Annotated in this window: 15 protein-coding genes; 6 read left to right on the top strand and 9 right to left on the bottom strand. The window is 72.2% G+C overall.

Annotated elements, in window-relative coordinates; translation table 11 throughout:
* The first annotated feature begins 45 nt into the window (after positions 1–45).
* Positions 46–393, top strand: coding sequence for a TCP-1/cpn60 chaperonin family protein (locus tag RIN75_RS07750; RefSeq protein WP_309111108.1), 348 nt, complete (start codon positions 46–48; stop codon positions 391–393).
* A complete protein-coding gene (locus tag RIN75_RS07745) occupies positions 384–584 on the top strand; it encodes a hypothetical protein (RefSeq protein ID WP_309111107.1) in 201 nt (66 codons plus the stop codon). Before RIN75_RS07750 ends, RIN75_RS07745 begins: the two co-directional genes overlap by 10 nt.
* On the opposite strand, the gene RIN75_RS07740 is transcribed toward RIN75_RS07745, so the two are convergent.
* Genes RIN75_RS07740 through RIN75_RS07730 form a run of 3 tightly spaced genes read right to left on the bottom strand, consistent with a single transcriptional unit; the run spans position 576 to position 4965 of the window.
* Positions 576–1343 carry a class I SAM-dependent methyltransferase gene (locus RIN75_RS07740; protein WP_309111106.1) on the bottom strand — a complete coding sequence of 256 codons (768 nt, stop codon included), beginning with the start codon at positions 1341–1343 and terminating at the stop codon, positions 576–578. The genes RIN75_RS07745 and RIN75_RS07740 overlap by 9 nt on opposite strands.
* Before the next feature lie 41 nt (positions 1344–1384).
* Complete coding sequence (locus RIN75_RS07735; RefSeq protein ID WP_309111105.1) at positions 1385–3238, bottom strand: ABC transporter ATP-binding protein; 1854 nt, start codon at positions 3236–3238, stop codon at positions 1385–1387.
* On the bottom strand, positions 3235–4965 hold the full coding sequence (locus RIN75_RS07730; RefSeq protein ID WP_309111104.1) for an ABC transporter ATP-binding protein: 1731 nt from the start codon (positions 4963–4965) through the stop codon (positions 3235–3237). The genes RIN75_RS07735 and RIN75_RS07730 overlap by 4 nt, the downstream gene beginning before the upstream one ends.
* An 84-nt stretch (positions 4966–5049) precedes the next feature.
* Between RIN75_RS07730 and RIN75_RS07725 the strand changes: the two genes are divergently transcribed.
* Positions 5050–5739 carry a TetR/AcrR family transcriptional regulator gene (locus RIN75_RS07725; RefSeq protein ID WP_309111103.1) on the top strand — a complete coding sequence of 230 codons (690 nt, stop codon included), beginning with the start codon at positions 5050–5052 and terminating at the stop codon, positions 5737–5739.
* A 144-nt stretch (positions 5740–5883) separates the two neighbouring features.
* On the opposite strand, the gene RIN75_RS07720 is transcribed toward RIN75_RS07725, so the two are convergent.
* Positions 5884–6318: a GNAT family N-acetyltransferase gene (locus RIN75_RS07720; RefSeq protein ID WP_309111102.1), complete on the bottom strand. Its 435-nt coding sequence runs from the start codon at positions 6316–6318 to the stop codon at positions 5884–5886.
* Positions 6319–6372: 54 nt separating this feature from the next.
* On the opposite strand from RIN75_RS07720, the gene RIN75_RS07715 reads away from it, so the two are divergent.
* Both RIN75_RS07715 and RIN75_RS07710 read left to right on the top strand, forming a co-directional pair.
* Positions 6373–7020, top strand: coding sequence for a transcriptional regulator (locus RIN75_RS07715; protein WP_309111101.1), 648 nt, complete (start codon positions 6373–6375; stop codon positions 7018–7020).
* A 30-nt stretch (positions 7021–7050) separates the two neighbouring features.
* The gene (locus RIN75_RS07710) at positions 7051–7659 is read left to right on the top strand and encodes a dihydrofolate reductase family protein (RefSeq protein ID WP_309111100.1); all 609 of its coding nucleotides are present in this window, start codon (positions 7051–7053) and stop codon (positions 7657–7659) included.
* Here the strand turns inward: RIN75_RS07710 and RIN75_RS07705 are convergent.
* From RIN75_RS07705 to RIN75_RS07695, 3 genes are all read right to left on the bottom strand, one after another.
* On the bottom strand, positions 7656–9722 hold the full coding sequence (locus tag RIN75_RS07705; protein ID WP_309111099.1) for a diguanylate cyclase: 2067 nt from the start codon (positions 9720–9722) through the stop codon (positions 7656–7658). The genes RIN75_RS07710 and RIN75_RS07705 overlap by 4 nt on opposite strands.
* A 127-nt stretch (positions 9723–9849) precedes the next feature.
* On the bottom strand, positions 9850–12228 hold the full coding sequence (locus RIN75_RS07700) for an HAD-IC family P-type ATPase (RefSeq protein ID WP_309111098.1): 2379 nt from the start codon (positions 12226–12228) through the stop codon (positions 9850–9852).
* A gap of 47 nt (positions 12229–12275) precedes the next feature.
* A complete protein-coding gene (locus RIN75_RS07695) occupies positions 12276–13052 on the bottom strand; it encodes a protein phosphatase 2C domain-containing protein (RefSeq protein WP_309111097.1) in 777 nt (258 codons plus the stop codon).
* A gap of 173 nt (positions 13053–13225) precedes the next feature.
* Here RIN75_RS07695 and RIN75_RS07690 point away from each other — a divergent pair, with 173 nt between their 5' ends.
* Positions 13226–14701 carry an amidase gene (locus RIN75_RS07690; protein WP_309111096.1) on the top strand — a complete coding sequence of 492 codons (1476 nt, stop codon included), beginning with the start codon at positions 13226–13228 and terminating at the stop codon, positions 14699–14701.
* Here RIN75_RS07690 and RIN75_RS07685 read toward each other — a convergent pair.
* Both RIN75_RS07685 and RIN75_RS07680 read right to left on the bottom strand, forming a co-directional pair.
* On the bottom strand, positions 14686–15129 hold the full coding sequence (locus RIN75_RS07685) for a hypothetical protein (protein WP_309111095.1): 444 nt from the start codon (positions 15127–15129) through the stop codon (positions 14686–14688). The genes RIN75_RS07690 and RIN75_RS07685 overlap by 16 nt on opposite strands.
* A complete protein-coding gene (locus RIN75_RS07680) occupies positions 15126–15767 on the bottom strand; it encodes an NUDIX hydrolase (RefSeq protein ID WP_309111094.1) in 642 nt (213 codons plus the stop codon). The genes RIN75_RS07685 and RIN75_RS07680 overlap by 4 nt, the downstream gene beginning before the upstream one ends.
* Positions 15768–15777 lie beyond the last annotated feature (10 nt).

The following is a 15777-nucleotide window of genomic DNA, read 5'->3' as shown; positions in this document are numbered from 1 at the left end:
GAGGTTCGTGAAGGGACTGCCTGAAGCGGCCTTGCGGTGTACGACTTGCCGAAGCGGATTCGCGAAGGGCTCCCCGTCGACGGGCACTGGGCGACGCTGGGGGCGAACCTCGTGCGCTCGTTGGTCGGGCGGATGCGGGACGAGTGGTCCGACGGCGCGGCCACCGCCGCGGTGATGGCCGACGCCATGATGTCGAGCGCCGCGGATTCCGTTGCCGCCGGCACGAATCCCGCCCGCTTGAGCGCCGAACTGGCGACGTTCGCCGAGACGGTGACCTCGGCGTTGCGCCATTCCGCAGTGGACGTCGAGTTCAAGGAGCAGGTCGCCGCGGTCGTGCGCACCGCCACCGCGGACGCGACCCTGAACGAGGTGTTCCGAAGTCGGTGTTGCTGAGCGGGCTGGCGGCTCCCTGCGCCCGGATACTCGCGAACAGCGGCTACCCGCCGGACGCGGCCCCGCTCGACGTCCTCACCGGGCGGACGGGGGCGATGTTCGACCTCGGCGTCGTGGACGCCGCGTTCGTGGTCGAAGGGGCGGTGACGGCGGCGGTGGCGACGACCAGGCAGTTCTTGGCACTAGCCTGAGCGGCGGCCGGTGAGGATGCGGACGTCCACGCGCTCGACGAAGGGTGCGTGGGGCGCGAGGACGTCGTTCAGGGCGTGGGCGAATGCCGAACGGTCGGCGGGCAGCTTGTCGACGGGCAGCGCGGACAGCACCCCACCCACGATGTGTTCCACGTGAAGGTGATCGTCGTACTCGAACAGGTGGCGACGGACGGTGAAGTGGGCGCTCAGGGCGTCGGCGTACCGCTGCTGGGTGTGCTCGTCGGCCCCGCACGTCAACGTCAACCGTGTGCCCAGGTAGTTCTCCATGAACGCGCGCAACGCCCGCGACCAGCCGGTGTCCTGCAACCACAGGGGAGTGCCGTTGGTGAACACCGCGACCCCGCCACCCGATCGCACCATCGAGTGAACGGCCCGGAACAGCCGTTCGTGGTCCATCCAGTGCAGGGCCTGACCGATGGTCACCGCGCCGACCGTGCCCAGCGCCAGACCCAGCGCCGGCACGTCGGTGTCCGCCCCGACCACCCAGCTCACGTTGTCCGCGGAAGCCGCTCGGCGCGCGGCGGCCAGCATGTCCGGTTCCGGGTCCACCCCGACCGCCGCCCGCACCCGCCGGGCGAACGGCACGGTCAACTGCCCCGTGCCGCAGCCCAGGTCGACCACGACGTCCTCGCCGCCCAGCCCGAACTCGGCCACCACCGCGTCCACCGCCTCGTCGGGGTAGCCGCGCCGGTAGCGCTGGTAGAACTCGACCACGTCACCGCGAAAACCCAGGTCCACACCGTCCAGCGTGGACCTGGGCCGGCCGACGCGGAAGGGTTCTACGGTGCGCCCTCGGCGAACTGCGCCGCGTACAGCCGGTGGTACGCGCCCTCCGCGGCGATCAGCTGCTCGTGCGTGCCCTGCTCGACGATCCGCCCCGCCGCCATGACCAGGATCAGGTCGGCGTCGCGGATGGTGGACAGCCGGTGCGCGATGACGAAGCTGGTGCGCGACGACCGCAGCGCCGCCATCGCGTGCTGGACCAGCGACTCGGTGCGGGTGTCCACCGAGCTGGTCGCCTCGTCCAGGATCAGCAGCGCCGGGTCGGCCAGGAACGCCCGCGCGATCGTGATCAGCTGCTTCTCGCCCGCGCTGACGTTGCCGCCCTCCTCGTCGATCACGGTGTCGTACCCGTCGGGCAGGGTCCGCACGAACCGGTCCACGAACGCCGCCCGCGCCGCCGCGACGACCTCCTCGTCGGTCGCGCCGGGCCGGCCGTAGGCGATGTTGTCCCGGATCGTCCCGCCGAACAGCCACGTGTCCTGGAGCACCATGCCGGTCCGCGACCGCAGGTCCTCCCGGCGCATCGCGGTCACGTCCACGCCGTCGAGCGTGATCCGCCCGCCGTCCAGCTCGTAGAACCGCATGATGAGGTTGACCAGGGTGGTCTTGCCCGCGCCGGTCGGTCCGACGATGGCCACGGTCTGGCCCGGTTCGGCGACCAGCGACAGGTCCCGGATCAGCGGCTGGTCGGGGGTGTAGGAGAAGGCCACGTCGTGGAACTCCACCCGGCCGCGCCGCTGCGCAGGCTTCACCGCGTCCACCGGGTCGGGCGTCTGCTCCTCGGCGTCGAGCAGTTCGAAGACCCGCTCGGCCGACGCCACGCCGGACTGCATCAGGTTGGCCATCGACGCGACCTGGGTCAGCGGCTGGGTGAACTGGCGGGCGTACTGGATGAACGCCTGCACCTCGCCCAGCGTCATCGCCCCGGAGGTGATCCGCAGCCCGCCGACCACCGCGATGGCCACGTAGCTGAGGTTGGACAGGAACATCATCGACGGCATGATCAGGCCGGACACGAACTGCGCCCCGGTGGAGGACTCCACCAGCTCGTCGTTGCGCCGCCGGAACTCCGCCTCGGACTCCTGCTGCCGCCCGAACACCTTCACCAGCTGGTGCCCGGTGAACGCCTCCTCGATGTGCGCGTTGAGCGCGCCGGTCTGCTTCCACTGCGCGATGAACAGCTTCTGCGACCGCTTGCGGATGCGCCCGGTGAGCACCACCGACGCGGGCACCACGGCCAACGCGATCAGCGCCAGCAGCGGCGAGATCGTCACCATCATCACCAGCACGCCGATCACGGTCAGCCCGGACACCAGGAGCTGGCTCAGCGTCTGCTGCAACGTGGTGGCCACGTTGTCGATGTCGTTGGTGACCCGGGACAGCAGCTCGCCGCGCGGCTGGGCGTCGAAGTAGCGCAGCGGCAGCCGGTGCAGCTTCTCCTCGACCTCCTCGCGCAACCGGAACACGAACCGCTGGACCACGTCGTTGAGGACGCGGCCCTGCACCCAGGCGAACAGCGACGACGCGAGGTAGAGCGCGGAGACCCAGGCCAGCACCTCGCCCAGCGCGGCGAAGTCGACGCCGGGGCCGCCGCGGGCCTGCGCGAGGACGCCGTTGAACACGATGTCGGTGGCGTGGCCGAGGATCTTCGGCCCCGCGACGCCGAGCCCGACGCTGGCGACGGCCAGCGCGAGCACGGCGAGCAGGACGTTGCGCTCGCCGCGCATCCGGTTGGCCAGCCGCCGCGCGGAAGGCCCGAAGTTCTGCGCCTTCCCGACGGGCATCCCCATGCCGGGGAACGGGCCGCCGCCCACGCGCGCGGGCGGCCGGGTGGTGGTCGGGGCGCTCATGCGGCCTGCTCCACGGTCAGCTGGGACTGGACGATCTCGACGTAGGTGGGGCAGGTGTCGAGCAGGTCGCGGTGGGTGCCGACGCCGACCACGGAGCCGTTGTCCAGCACCACGATCCGGTCGGCGTCGAGGATGGTCGACACGCGCTGCGCGACCACGACGACCGCGGCGTGCGCGGTGTGCGGCTTGAGCGCGGCGCGCAGGCGGGCGTCGGTGGCCACGTCCAGCGCGGAGAAGGCGTCGTCGAACAGGTACACCTCCGGCCGGCGCACCAGCGCCCTGGCGATGGACAGCCGTTGCCGCTGGCCGCCGGAGACGTTGGTGCCGCCTTGGGCGATGGCCGCGTCCAACCCGCCCATGGCCTCGACGAAGTCACGGGCCTGCGCGATGTCCAGCGCCTGCCACAGGTCGTCGTCGGTGGCGTCGGGGTTGCCGTAGCGCAGGTTGCTCGCGACCGTGCCGGTGAACAAATACGGCTTCTGCGGCACCAGGCCCAGCTTGCCGCGCAGCACCTCGGGGTCGGCTTCGCGGACGTCCACGCCGTCGACCAGCACCGCTCCCGCGGTGACGTCGATCAGCCGGGGCACCAGGTTGAGCAGGGTGGTCTTGCCCGCGCCCGTGCTGCCGATGACGGCGGTGGTCTTGCCCTGCTCGGCCCGGAAGCTCACCCCGCGCAGCACGGGGTCGGCCGCGCCGGGGTAGCGGAACTCGACGTCCCGGAACTCCACCTCGGCTCGGGCCGGCAGCTCGGTGACGGGCTTGAGCGGCGGGGTCACGGACGGCTCGGCGTCCAGGACCTGGTTGATCCGCTCGGCGCACACGGCGGCGCGCGGCACCATCATCGAGATGAAGGTCGCCATGGTCACCGACATGAGGATCTGCATGAGGTAGCTCAGGAACGCGGTCAGCGCCCCGATCTGCATCTCGCCGGTGTCCAGCCGCAGCGCGCCGAACCACAGCACGGCCACGCTGGAACCGTTGAACAGCAGCATCACCACCGGGAAGGTCAACGCCTGCAACCGGCCGACTTTCAGCGCGGTCTCGGTGAGCGCGGTGTTGGCGTCGGCGAACCGCTTGGTCTCGGCGCGTTCCCGCACGAACGCCCGCACCACGCGGATGCCGGACAGCTGTTCCCGCAGCACGCGGTTGACCTCGTCGATGCGCTCCTGCACGCCCCGGAACAGCGGGACCATCCGGACCACGATCAGGCCGACCGCGATCACCATCGCGGGCACGAACGCGACCAGCAACCAGGACAGGCCCACGTCCTCCTGCAGGGCCATCACGATGCCCGCCGCGCACATGATCGGCGCGGTGACCAGCATCGTGCACACCATGACCACGAGGAGTTGGACCTGCTGCACGTCGTTGGTGTTGCGGGTGATCAGCGAGGACGGCCCGAACGCGGCGACCTCGCGCGCGGACAGCTCGCCGACCCGGTGGAACAGGGCCGAGCGCACGTCGCGGCCGAACCCCATGGCCGTGCGCGCGCTGTAGTAGACCGCGCCGACCGAGCACACGATCTGCACGGCGGTGACCAGCAGCATCCAGCCGCCGGTGGACAGGATGTAGTCGGTGTTGCCGGTGGCGATGCCGAAGTCGATGATGTCGGCGTTGAGGCTGGGCAGGTAGAGCGAGGCGACGGTGCCGACGAGTTGGAGCGCCAACACGTAGGTCAGCTCTCGCCTATACGGCCGCAGGAAGGTGCGGAGCAGGCGGGTGAGCAAGTTTCCCCCATAAGAAACCGATCGTGTCTAATAAGAGCACGGTAGACCGGTTGGATAAGAAACGCAACGTATCTTAGGGGCAGGGTGGCGAACTCGGCGGACACTGCGGACGTATCGGACACGGCGGACTCCGGTGCGGGTTCCCGCGCGCCCGATCCCAAGACGCGCCGCCGAGGAGCGGAGCTGGAAGCGGCGATCCTCGACGCCGCCTGGGCCGAGTTGAGCGAGCACGGCTACGGCCGGTTCACCATGGAGGGCGTCGCCGCGCGTGCCGGCACCAGCAAACCCGTGCTGTACCGGCGGTGGTCGAGCCGGGCGGAGCTGGCGCTGGCCGCGTGGGACAGCCGCGTGCCCGTCGACCCCGACGTGCCCGACACGGGTTCGCTGCGCGCCGACCTGGTCGCGCTGTTCGAGCGGGTGGCCCGGCGGACCGGGGTGATGGTCAGCGAGATGATCGCCGGGGTGATGGGGGACGCGTTCCGGCACCCCGAGATCGTCCAGGTGCTGCGGCAGCGGCTGATGGAGCCGTCGTCGCTGACCGAGGCGGTCGGGGAGGTCGTGTCGCGGGCCGTGGCACGCGGTGAGCTGCCGCCCGTGCGGCTGCCGCACCGGGTGGCCCGGGCGCCGTTGGACCTGGTGCGCAACGAGTTCATCACCTGCGGGGGAGCGGTCGACTCGCACGTGATCGGGGAACTGGTCGACGAGGTGTACCTGCCGCTGCTGCGCGGTCTGGACCGGGATCCGAGTGCCGATCCGGGTACCCCTTCATCGTGAGCGTTCGAGGCGACGCCTCGACATCATGGCCCACGACGGCGGCAGCCCGCACGCCAATTGCGCCCGGCCCATCGCGTCGGCGACGAGGGGATGTCGCGCGGGTCGCCGGCGTCCAGGACCCGTGCCCGGCGTGCCTTCCTCCTGTCACAGGGGGACCACGTAGGAGATGAAGCCCTGGTTTTCGGCGAGCTTGTCGTACAACCGGCGCGCGGTGTCGTTGGATTCGTGGGTGTGCCAGTAGACCCGGGAGCACTCGCGTTCGCGCGCCCACTCGACCACCCCCTCGATCAGCGCCCGGCCCACGCCCAGACCGCGGGCGTCCGGGGCGGTGAACAGGTCCTGGAGGTAGCAGACGTCCGGGGCGGTGGTGCTGGCGTGGACGAGGAAGTGGGCGATGCCGACCAGGCGGTCGTCGTGCCGTGCGCCGAGGGCGTGCATGCGGACGTCGCGCTGGAACTCGCGCCACGCGCGGTCGAGCAGCAGGTCGGGGAGGTCCCGGCCGTAGAAGGCGTTGTAGCCGACGAAGAGTTCCTCCCAGGCCGCGCGGTCGGCCGGCAGGAGTGGCCCCAGGGTGATCATGCGCGACACCCTACGGGGCTAGGCTGCCATCCCGGACCCAACGCGGAGGAAACGATGGCCCAGTCGGCGAAGCAACTGCTGGACAGGATCAGGGACGAGGTCGCGGGCGAGCACGGGGAGAACCGGTTCGTGCCGCTGGTCGCGGCGGGCGAGGCGCCCCTGACCGCGATCGGCGCGCTGGCCGCCGAGGAGAGCCGGATCGTGCCGGGGGACTGGCGCAGCTTCCTCACCCTCGCCGCCAAGTCGCCCGAGCCCGCCGGGCGCGGGTTCTTCACGAGCCTCGCGCACGGGGAGGGCCTTGTGCTGCCCCTGTTGGAACCGTTGGCGCGCAAGGCCGGGGTGGACCTCAAGGGGTATCGCTACCAGCCGGGCTGTCAGGCGTATGCGTCGTACGTGGCGTGGCTGGCGCTCAACGTCGAGGCCGCGGTGGCGGCGGTGGCGATGTTGACCAACTTCGCTGCGTGGGGGCAGTACTGCGGCCAGATCTCGGCGGGCCTGCGCGCCCACTACGGGTTCGAACCCGAGGACACCGCCTTCTTCGACTTCTTCGCCACGCCCGTGCCGGAGTTGGAGCAGCAGGGGCTGGACGCGGTGCAGGCGGGGCTGGACGCGGGTGTGTCGTTCGACGACGCGGTCGAGCACGTCCGCCTGCTGCAAGGCTACGAACTGATGTTCTGGAACACCCTGGCGGACACCGTCTAGGCAGCACACCGACGCATCGGGAGCACGGACATGGGCCTGATCCACATCGAGCTGTTCGCCACCCTGGACCTCGTCGGGCAGTCGCCCGGTGCCCCCGAGGAAGACCCGGTGGGGTTCTCGTTCGGCGGCTGGCAGGCGCCGCTGCTGGACGAGGTGTCCGGGGCGCAGGTCATCGCCGCGTACGAGGGCACGGACGCCCTCCTGCTCGGCCGCCGGACCTACGACATCTTCGCCGCCTACTGGCCCCACCAGGACGACGAGTTCGGCCGCCTGTTCAACCGCATCCCCAAGTACGTGGCCTCGCGCGGCCGGCCCGACCTGTCGTGGGCCGGGTCGACGCTGCTGGGCCGGGACCTGCGCGCGGCGGTGGGCGAGGTCCGGGAGCGGCACGAGCACGTGAAGGTCGTCGGGAGCCTGAACCTGGTGCAGACCCTGCTGCGGGAGAAGCTGTTCGACCGCCTCGACCTCTGGCTTCACCCGATCGTGCTGGGCGAGGGGAAGAAGGTGTTCGACGGCGGCGCGGTCCCGACGAACCTGACCCTGCTCGAACCACCCTCGGCCGGCGCGAAGGGCACCGTGTTCCTGCGCTACGGGCTCGCCGACGGCACACCCGCGACCGGCGACATGACGAAGCTCTAGCCGACGCGGCCCAGGTCGGGCGCGTCGATGCGGCCCTCGGCGTGCAGGTCCAGGAACAGGTCCACCACGTCCGGGTCGAACAAGGTGCCGCGCCCGGTCCGCAACACGGTCCGGGCCTCGTCCACCGACCACGCGGGACGGTGTGGGCGGTCCGCCAGCAGGGCCGCCCACACGTCGCACACGGCCACCAGGCGCGCCTCCCAGCGGATCGCGGTGCCCGCCAGGCCCTGGGGGTAGCCGGAGCCGTCGTAGTGCTCGTGGTGCTGGCGGACCGCCTGGGCCACCGGGAACAGGCCCGGCACCGTGTCCACCAGGCGGAAGCCGTGGTCGGCGTGCCGGCGCACCACCCGCCACTCCTCGGCGTCCAGCGCGGACGGTTTGAGCAGCACCGCGTCCGGGATGACGACCTTGCCCACGTCCCGCAGCCGCGCCGCCAGCCCCGCGACCCGGATGCCGTGCTCGTCGTGGCCCAGTTCGGCGGCCAGCAGCCGGGCCCACCGGCCCACCGCGCGGCTGTCGTGCCGGGACCCCATGCGCAGGTCCACCTGGTCGGCGATGCGGCACAGGTGCTCCACCACGCCCTGTTCGGCGTCCACGCCCACCGCGCCCACCACGGCCCGGTCCCGCCCGGACACCTTCGCCGCGTACAGCGACCGGTCCGCCGCCGCGATCACCGCCGCCGGGTCGCCGCCGTGCTGGGGGTAGCACGCCGCGCCCACCGACACCGTCACGGCCAGCAGCGCCGTGTCCGTCGCCGCGATCGGGCTGCCCGCGACGCTCTGCCGCAGCCGCTGGGCGATCGACGCCAGCTCGTCGGGCCGCACGCCCGGCGCCAGCAGGGCGAACTCCTCGCCGCCGTACCTGGCGATCACGTCACCGGCCCGCGCCGCGCGCCGCAGCCGGTCCGCCACCTCCACCAGCACGCGGTCGCCCGCCGGGTGGCCGTGGCCGTCGTTGATGGACTTGAACCGGTCGACGTCGGCGATGAACACCGCCACCGACCCGTTGCCCCGCCGCGCCCGCTCGACCTCGATGGGCAGTTGCGCGACGAAGAACCGCCGGGTGTGCAGGCCGGTCAGCGCGTCGGTGATGGCCAGCCGCCGCTGGTCGGCGACCATCGCCGCGAGCCGCGCGATCACCAGCGCGAACAGCATCGCGCACGCCGCCGCGATCACCGGGATGTCCCGGAACCGCCCGGTCGCGTGTTGCAGCACCAGCATCGCGGGCGCGATCAGCGCGGCCCCGCACAGCGCGGCGATCCGGCCCCACCCCAGCACGTTGTCCCGCGCGGCGGTCGGCTCGGCCAGCCGGGCCATGGTCGGGTGCAGCGCGGCCGCGCCCAGGGCCAGGTTGCCGCCCAGCCAGATGGCGTCGAGGAAGTTGCCCGCCTGGTAGGTCCCGTTGAGCTGCTGGAGCACGTAGAGCGTGTCGGCGGTGAGGATGGCCAGCAGGTTCGCCGACAGCAGCGCGAACGACCCCGTCCGCCGGCCGGTGCCCAGGAACAGCCGCAGCGCCACGACGAACATCGCCAGGTCCATCACCGGGTAGCCCACCGACGCCAGCGTCACGAGCATCGGCTGGTCCAGGCGGGCGCGCGGGCCGATCAGGTACAGCCACGACAGCATCGCCGCGACGACCGCGAGCACCGAGGCGTCCAGCAGGCCGGGCAGGTCGCGGCCGGGGCTGCGGCGCCGGATCAGCAGCACCAGCGCGACCACGACCAGCGGGTAGTGGCCGAGGTAGAACACGTCGGCCGGGGACGGGAAACCGGTCAGCCCCAACAGGTAGTGGTTGACGTAGAAGGTGCAGTCGGCCAGCGAGTACACCACCTGGCTCAACCCCAGCAGCAGCCACGGCACCCGCGCGCCCGCCCGGTTGCGCACCGCCGCCCACAGCACGACCACCGCCGCCGACGTGCTGGTCAGGCAGTACACGACGACCCGCGCGGCGACGCCCGCGCCCGCGCGCGGGATCAGGTAGTACGCGGTGATCGCGGCCAGCCCGACCGCGAGGTAGCCCAGCCAGGCCCGGCCCGAGAGCGGGCGGGGGCCGTGCGCACTCATTATGTGAACTCCGCGGTGTCGCCTGCGTGTGGGGTGGGCCTCCGGTCTGCGGCAGCGGTGTCCACCGGAACCCGATCATGCCGCACCCGTCGCGAGGCGGGAAACCCGGACCGGTGCTCCATTGGTGTTAAAAGGATTCAGTCGAGCGAGCCTCACTTTCGGCGGTCTGCACCGGGCGCAGCACCACCCGGCCCACGACCTCGACGAGCAACCCCGCCACCAGCCCGATCGCCACGCCGACCAGGAGGCGTTGCGGTGTCACGGCGAGCAGGAAGATGCCGGTGCCCAGCGCGGGCACGGCGAGGACCAGCGCGGCGAACCCGGCCAGGGCGGCGAGTAGGGCGAACTTCCACCGGGTGAACGGGCGGGCGAGGAGCGACAGCGTCCACAGCGAGGCGATCAGCACGACCACCGTCGCCACGGTCTGACCCGCGCCTCGCCCGCCGTCCGGTTCCAAGCCGCGAATCACCAGGTCACCCGCATAGGCCGCGAGACCGATGACCGCACCGGTCGGGATGGCCAGCCGCAGCACCCGGCGCAGGAAACCCGGCACGTAACGGCGGCGGTTCGGGGCGAGCGCCAGCACGAAGCCGGGGATGCCGATGGTGGTGGCCGAGATCAGGGTCAGCTGGATCGGCGCCAACGGGTAGGCCAACGCGGTCGCCACCACGACCAGGGCCAGGACCAGCGAGTAGACGTTCTTGACCAGGAACAGGTTCGCGGCCCGCTCGATGTTGGCGATCACCCGCCGGCCCTCGGCGACGACGTCCGGCAGGTGCGCGAACCGGCTGTCCAGCAGCACCAACTGGGCCACCGCCCGGGTCGCCGGCGCGCCGTTGCCCATCGCGACGCCGATGTCGGCGTCCTTCAACGCCATCGCGTCGTTCACGCCGTCGCCGGTCATCGCCACGACGTGGCCTTTGCGTTGCAGCGCACCGACGATGGCCCGTTTCTGCTGGGGCGTGACCCGGCCGAAGACCACCTTGTGCTCCAGCACCTCGGCCAGCGCGTCGGGGTCTTCGGGCAGGGTGCGGGCGTCCACCGCTTCGGTCGCGTGCTCGATGCCCGGCACGCCGACGGACACGGCCACCGCGCCGACCGTGCGCGGGTTGTCGCCCGAGATCACCTTCAACGCCACGCCCTGCTCGGCGAAGTACCGCAGCGTGTCGGCGGCGTCGTCGCGGATGCGTTCGGCGAGCACGACCAGCGCGCGGGGCGTGAGGTCGGCGGGCAGAGCGGTGTCGGTGTGCCGGCCCGGTGTCGAGGCGAGCACCAGCACCCGCTTGCCGCCGCCCGCGATCTCCGCGGCCTGGCGCACCAGGGGATCGTCGGTGGTGTCCGGGAAGACCATCTCGGGCGCGCCCAGGACCCAGGTGCCGTGGCCGTCCGCGCACACCGCCGACCACTTGCGGGCGGAGGAGAACGGCACCCCGCCGGTCCGCCGCCACGTGCCGCCGGTGAACTCCTCGGCCAGCGCGGCGGAGGTCGCGTTGGCGTCCGGCGCGGACGCGCACAGGGCCAGCGCCTCCCGCACCTCCTCGGGATCGTCGGTGATCAGGTGGTCGAAGACGATGTCGCCGTGGGTCAGGGTGCCGGTCTTGTCCAGGCACACGGTGTCCACGCGGGCCAGCACCTCGACCGCCGGGAGTTCCTGCACCAGCGTCTGCTTGCGGGCCAGCGACACCGCCGCGAGCATGAACGCCAGGCTGGTCAACAGGACCAGGCCCTCGGGCACCATCCCGACCAGGCCCGCGACCGCGCCGGTCACCGCCTCCTGCCAGGTGTCGGTGTCGGGCGTCTCGAACTGGCTCCACAGCAGCAGCGGCCCGACCACCAGCATCAGCAGCGAGATCCACTTGAGCAGCTTGTTCGTGCCCTGCACCAGTTCCGAGGGCACCACCGTGAACCGGCGCGCCTCGGCGGCCAGCCGGGTGGCGTAGGCGTCCGCGCCGACCCCGGTGGCCACGAACCGCCCGCTGCCCGCGACCACGATCGACCCGGACCGGACCTCGTCGCCCCGGTCCTTGGCGACCGGGTCGGACTCGCCGGTCAGCAGCGACTCGTCGATCTCCAGGCCGGCCGACGCGGTCAGCGCGCCGTCGGCGACCACCTGGTCCCCGGTGCGCAGCTCGATCAGGTCGTCGGCGACGACTTCGGCCACCTCGACCTCGGCCACCCGCCCCTCGCGGACCACGCGGGCGTGCGGGGCGTTGAGGACGGCCAGGCGGTCCAGGGTGCGTTTGGCGCGCAGCTCCTGGACCACGCCGATGGCCGTGTTGGCCACGATGACCAGGCCGAACAGGCCGTTCTGCCAGTGCCCGGTGAGCAGCACGAGCACGAAGAGGGTGGCCAGCAGGCCGTTGAACGGGGTGATGACGTTGGCCCGGACGATCTGCGCCGCGCTGCGGCTGGTGCGCGCGCCGACGGCGTTCGTGCGGCCGGCGGCCACCCTTTCGGCGACCTGGGCCAGGGTCAGGCCATCGGCGCTGACCAGCGTGTCGGACATCCCCACCTCCGCCGCCATCGTGCCCCGAGTCCGCCGCGGCCGCCCGATCAACGCAGGTCGACCACGACCGCGGCGGCGTTGTCCTCGACGGCGACGTCGACCAGGGCGCGGGCGGCTTCGGCCGGGTCGGTGGCGGAGCGGGCCAGGCGGGTGACGGTGGCCTCGTCGGTGGCGCGGTGGACGCCGTTGGTGAGCAGGACCAGCCGGCCCGGACCGGCCCCGCGGGCCACGCCGTGGCCGCCCTTGCGGGCGGTGGTGGTGACGACGAGGTCGAGGCGCGGGTTGGCGTCGACACCGCGGTCGCGCAGGTAGCGGCCGACGGTGTGGTCGGTGGTGAGCAGGGTCGCGGGGCCGTTCTCGGGCAGGAAGTAGGCCCGGCAGTCCCCGACCCAGGCCACGAACCACTGCGGCACGCCACCCGCCGCGACCACGAGCGTCGTGTCACCCGACCCGGTTGCGTGCGCCCGCCGAACGTCGGGTGCGGGTGGCTGTGGGAGGCTTTCGCCGGCCGGGCGGGGGAGGGGGACGTCGAGGGGGTGGGTGGACAGGCCGGACTCGTGCAGGCCGCGGCGGACGTCCTCCATGGCCTCGGACACCCCGGCAGCTTCGAGCACCCCGGCGCGCCACGCCGCGTCCACCGCTTCGGCCACCGCGAAGCGGGCGGCGGACGCGGCGGCCCCGGTGTCGCCGATGCCGTCCGCGACGGCGGCGGCGAACGCGGTGGGGGAGGTGCGGACGGCGGCGGCGTCGGCGGCCACGCGCCGCGCGCCGCGGGCGGTGGCCCAGCCGGCGGTCGGGAGGGCGGTGTTGGGCAGGACGGTCATGGCGGGCCTCCGGAGTCCAGAGACGGGTGTCCACCACCGATGATCCGCGCGCTGCCTGAGTGTGGCGTGAGAATTCCCGCTCAGTAGGCATGATAACTTCAGTGTTGACTAAAATAAGTCCCCGACCATCGGCGGCTTGACCCCGCGCGCGCCGGACCACTACGGCTGGGGACATGCGATCCCTGCTCGCGGCGGCGATGACCGTGCTGCTCGTCGCTCCTCCCGCGCACGCCCACGGCTTGGACCTGGACGCGGCGACCATCCCGCAGCTCGTCCGCCGGCTCGACGCGGGCACCTTGACCGCGGTCGACCTGACCCGCGCCTACCTGCGCCGCATCGACACCGTCGACCGCAAGGTCCGCTCGGTCGTCGCCGTCGACCCGACCGCGCTGCGCCAGGCCGCCGAGAGCGATCAGCGCCGGCGTGCCGGTCGTGCGCGTGGTCCGCTGGACGGCATCCCCGTGCTGATCAAGGACAACATCGACACGCGCGGTCTGGCGACCACGGCCGGTTCCCGGGCGCTGCGGGTCCCGCCGCGCGACGACGCCGAGCTGGTGACCCGGTTGCGCGAGGCGGGCGCGGTGGTGCTGGGCAAGACGAACCTGTCGGAGTGGGCGAACTTCCGCTCGACGCGGTCGACGTCCGGTTGGTCGGCGGTGGGCGGCCAGACCAACAACCCGTACGTGCTGGACCGCAACCCGTGCGGGTCGTCGTCGGGGTCGGGTGCGGCGGTGGCGGCGTCGTTGGCGCAGGTGGCCGTGGGGACGGAGACGGACGGGTCGATCGTGTGCCCGTCGGGGGCGAACGGGATCGTGGGGCTCAAGCCGACGCTGGGGTCGGTGAGCGGGGACGGGATCGTGCCGATCTCGTCGCACCAGGACACCGCCGGTCCGATGGCGCGGCACGTGGTGGACGCGGTGATCCTGATGTCGGTGCTGGACCGGCGGCGGGTGTCCTACGAGCTGGCGCCCGGTGCGTTGCGGGGTGCGCGGGTCGGGGTGTGGCGGCAGGCGGGGAAGAGTGCCGGGACGGACCGGGTGGTGGCTTCCGCGGTGGAGGTGCTGCGGCGGGCCGGTGCGGTGGTGGTCGAGGTGGAGTTGCCGTACCAGGAGGAGATCTTCGCGGCGGAGTGGCCGGCGCTGCTGACCGAGTTCCGGCACGAGCTGGAGCGGTACCTGGCGTCGCGGCCGGGCGCGCCGCGGACGTTGGGGGAGCTGATCGCGTTCAACGAGCGGGATCCGGTGGAGCTGAGCCGGTTCGGCCAGGAGATCTTCCTGATGGCCCGGGATGCGCCGCCGGTGACCGATCCGGGGTATCGGGAGCAGCGGCGGACGGCGACGTCGTTGGCGAAGCGGTCGATCGACGAGGTGGTGGCGGCGCACGGGTTGGACGTGATCGTGTCGCCGACGAACTCTCCGGCGTGGCGGACGGACTACGCGGCCGGGGATGCTTTCGTGCTGGGGTCGTCGTCGCCGGCGGCGGTGTCGGGGTACCCGAACGTGACGGTGCCGGCGGGGTTCGCGGGTGAGCTGCCGGTGGGGTTGTCGTTCATGGCCGGGCACGGGGAGGACGTGAAGGTGCTGGGCTTCGCCGCGGCCTTCGAGTCGGTGGCGGGTGCCCGACGACCGCCGCGCTACTTGCCGGGGTAGTGCTCGATGTAGACCCCGCTGGTGAATTCCGTTGTGTCGCCTTGGCGGTGGCAGCGGTAGTAGGCGTGGTAGACGCCGTGGGGTGCGGTGAAGGTGCCTGGCGGGTAGGGCTTCTTGTACTCCTCGACGACGTAGGGGGAGAGCAGCGGGGCGCGTCGGATCAGGTACAGCTCGGGCGGGGTCCAGTGGTCCCAGGCGGCTTCGAGGGTCTCGGCGGGCGGGGCGGCGAGGGCGATGTCGTCGTGGAGTCCGGTGACGATGACGAGCATCGCCATGAGGTCGGTGTCGTGGATGGCGGTGACGAGTTCGTCGAGGAGGCGGAAGGCGGTGGGGACCGCGTCGTCCTCGGTGTAGTCGTCGATGTGGATCGACGTTGCGCCCAGGGTGCGGAACTCGGGGCTGTCGAGTGCGGTGGTGAGCCAGTTCACGGGGTGGTCCAGCGCCAGACGAGGGGTGGTCGGCCGCCCTGGGGGAGGGCGGCGGCGTGTTGGGTGGTGCGTTCGAGGCCGGGGACGCGGTCCATGGTGCGGCCGAGGTTGGCGGGGTAGGGGCGGTCGCCGGTGAGGGATTCGGTGACGTCGAGGGCTTGGGCGGTGGTGAACTCGCGGCCGAGGAGGCCGGCGGTGAAGGTGGTGTCGCGCCACAGCTTGTCGGCGAGGATGGGGCGGCAGTCGGTGACGATGCGGTTGTGGTCGAAGGCGAGTTCGGGGACGTCGTCGAGGCGGGTCCAGGTGGGCCCGGCGGCGGAGGCGGCGGGGTCGAGGGTGGCCCAGAGCGCGACCGACAGGGTGGGGCCGCGGGGGTCGCGGGAGGGTTCGTCGAAGGTGGCGAGCTGCCCGGCGGCGGTGACCTCGGGCAGTCCGAGCTTGGTGGTGACCGCGCGCAGGGCGGCGTCCCGGAGCCGTTCCCCCTTGCCCAGCAGCACACCGGGCAGGGCGAGCGCACCGGCGAACGGGTCGAACGCACGCGGGGCGATCGCGAGCAGGACGGCGTGCGCCTCGACGTCGAAGCGCAGGGTGAGGACGTCCACCGACACCAGGGTCGATTCGATGCGCGGCGCGTTCATGGTTGCCCAG

The organism is Saccharothrix sp. (genome assembly GCF_031180885.1).
GTDB lineage: Bacteria > Actinomycetota > Actinomycetes > Mycobacteriales > Pseudonocardiaceae > Actinosynnema.
This window is presented reverse-complemented; position numbering and strand designations above follow the sequence as displayed.

Coding starts and splice junctions, on each gene's coding strand:
- RIN75_RS07735 (WP_309111105.1), bottom strand. CDS start 3,238: ATGAGCGCCCCGACCACCACCCGGCCGCCCGCGCGCGTGGGCGGCGGC.
- RIN75_RS07720 (WP_309111102.1), bottom strand. CDS start 6,318: ATGATCACCCTGGGGCCACTCCTGCCGGCCGACCGCGCGGCCTGGGAG.
- RIN75_RS07715 (WP_309111101.1), top strand. CDS start 6,373: ATGGCCCAGTCGGCGAAGCAACTGCTGGACAGGATCAGGGACGAGGTC.
- RIN75_RS07710 (WP_309111100.1), top strand. CDS start 7,051: ATGGGCCTGATCCACATCGAGCTGTTCGCCACCCTGGACCTCGTCGGG.
- RIN75_RS07705 (WP_309111099.1), bottom strand. CDS start 9,722: ATGAGTGCGCACGGCCCCCGCCCGCTCTCGGGCCGGGCCTGGCTGGGC.
- RIN75_RS07700 (WP_309111098.1), bottom strand. CDS start 12,228: ATGTCCGACACGCTGGTCAGCGCCGATGGCCTGACCCTGGCCCAGGTC.
- RIN75_RS07695 (WP_309111097.1), bottom strand. CDS start 13,052: ATGACCGTCCTGCCCAACACCGCCCTCCCGACCGCCGGCTGGGCCACC.
- RIN75_RS07690 (WP_309111096.1), top strand. CDS start 13,226: ATGCGATCCCTGCTCGCGGCGGCGATGACCGTGCTGCTCGTCGCTCCT.
- RIN75_RS07680 (WP_309111094.1), bottom strand. CDS start 15,767: ATGAACGCGCCGCGCATCGAATCGACCCTGGTGTCGGTGGACGTCCTC.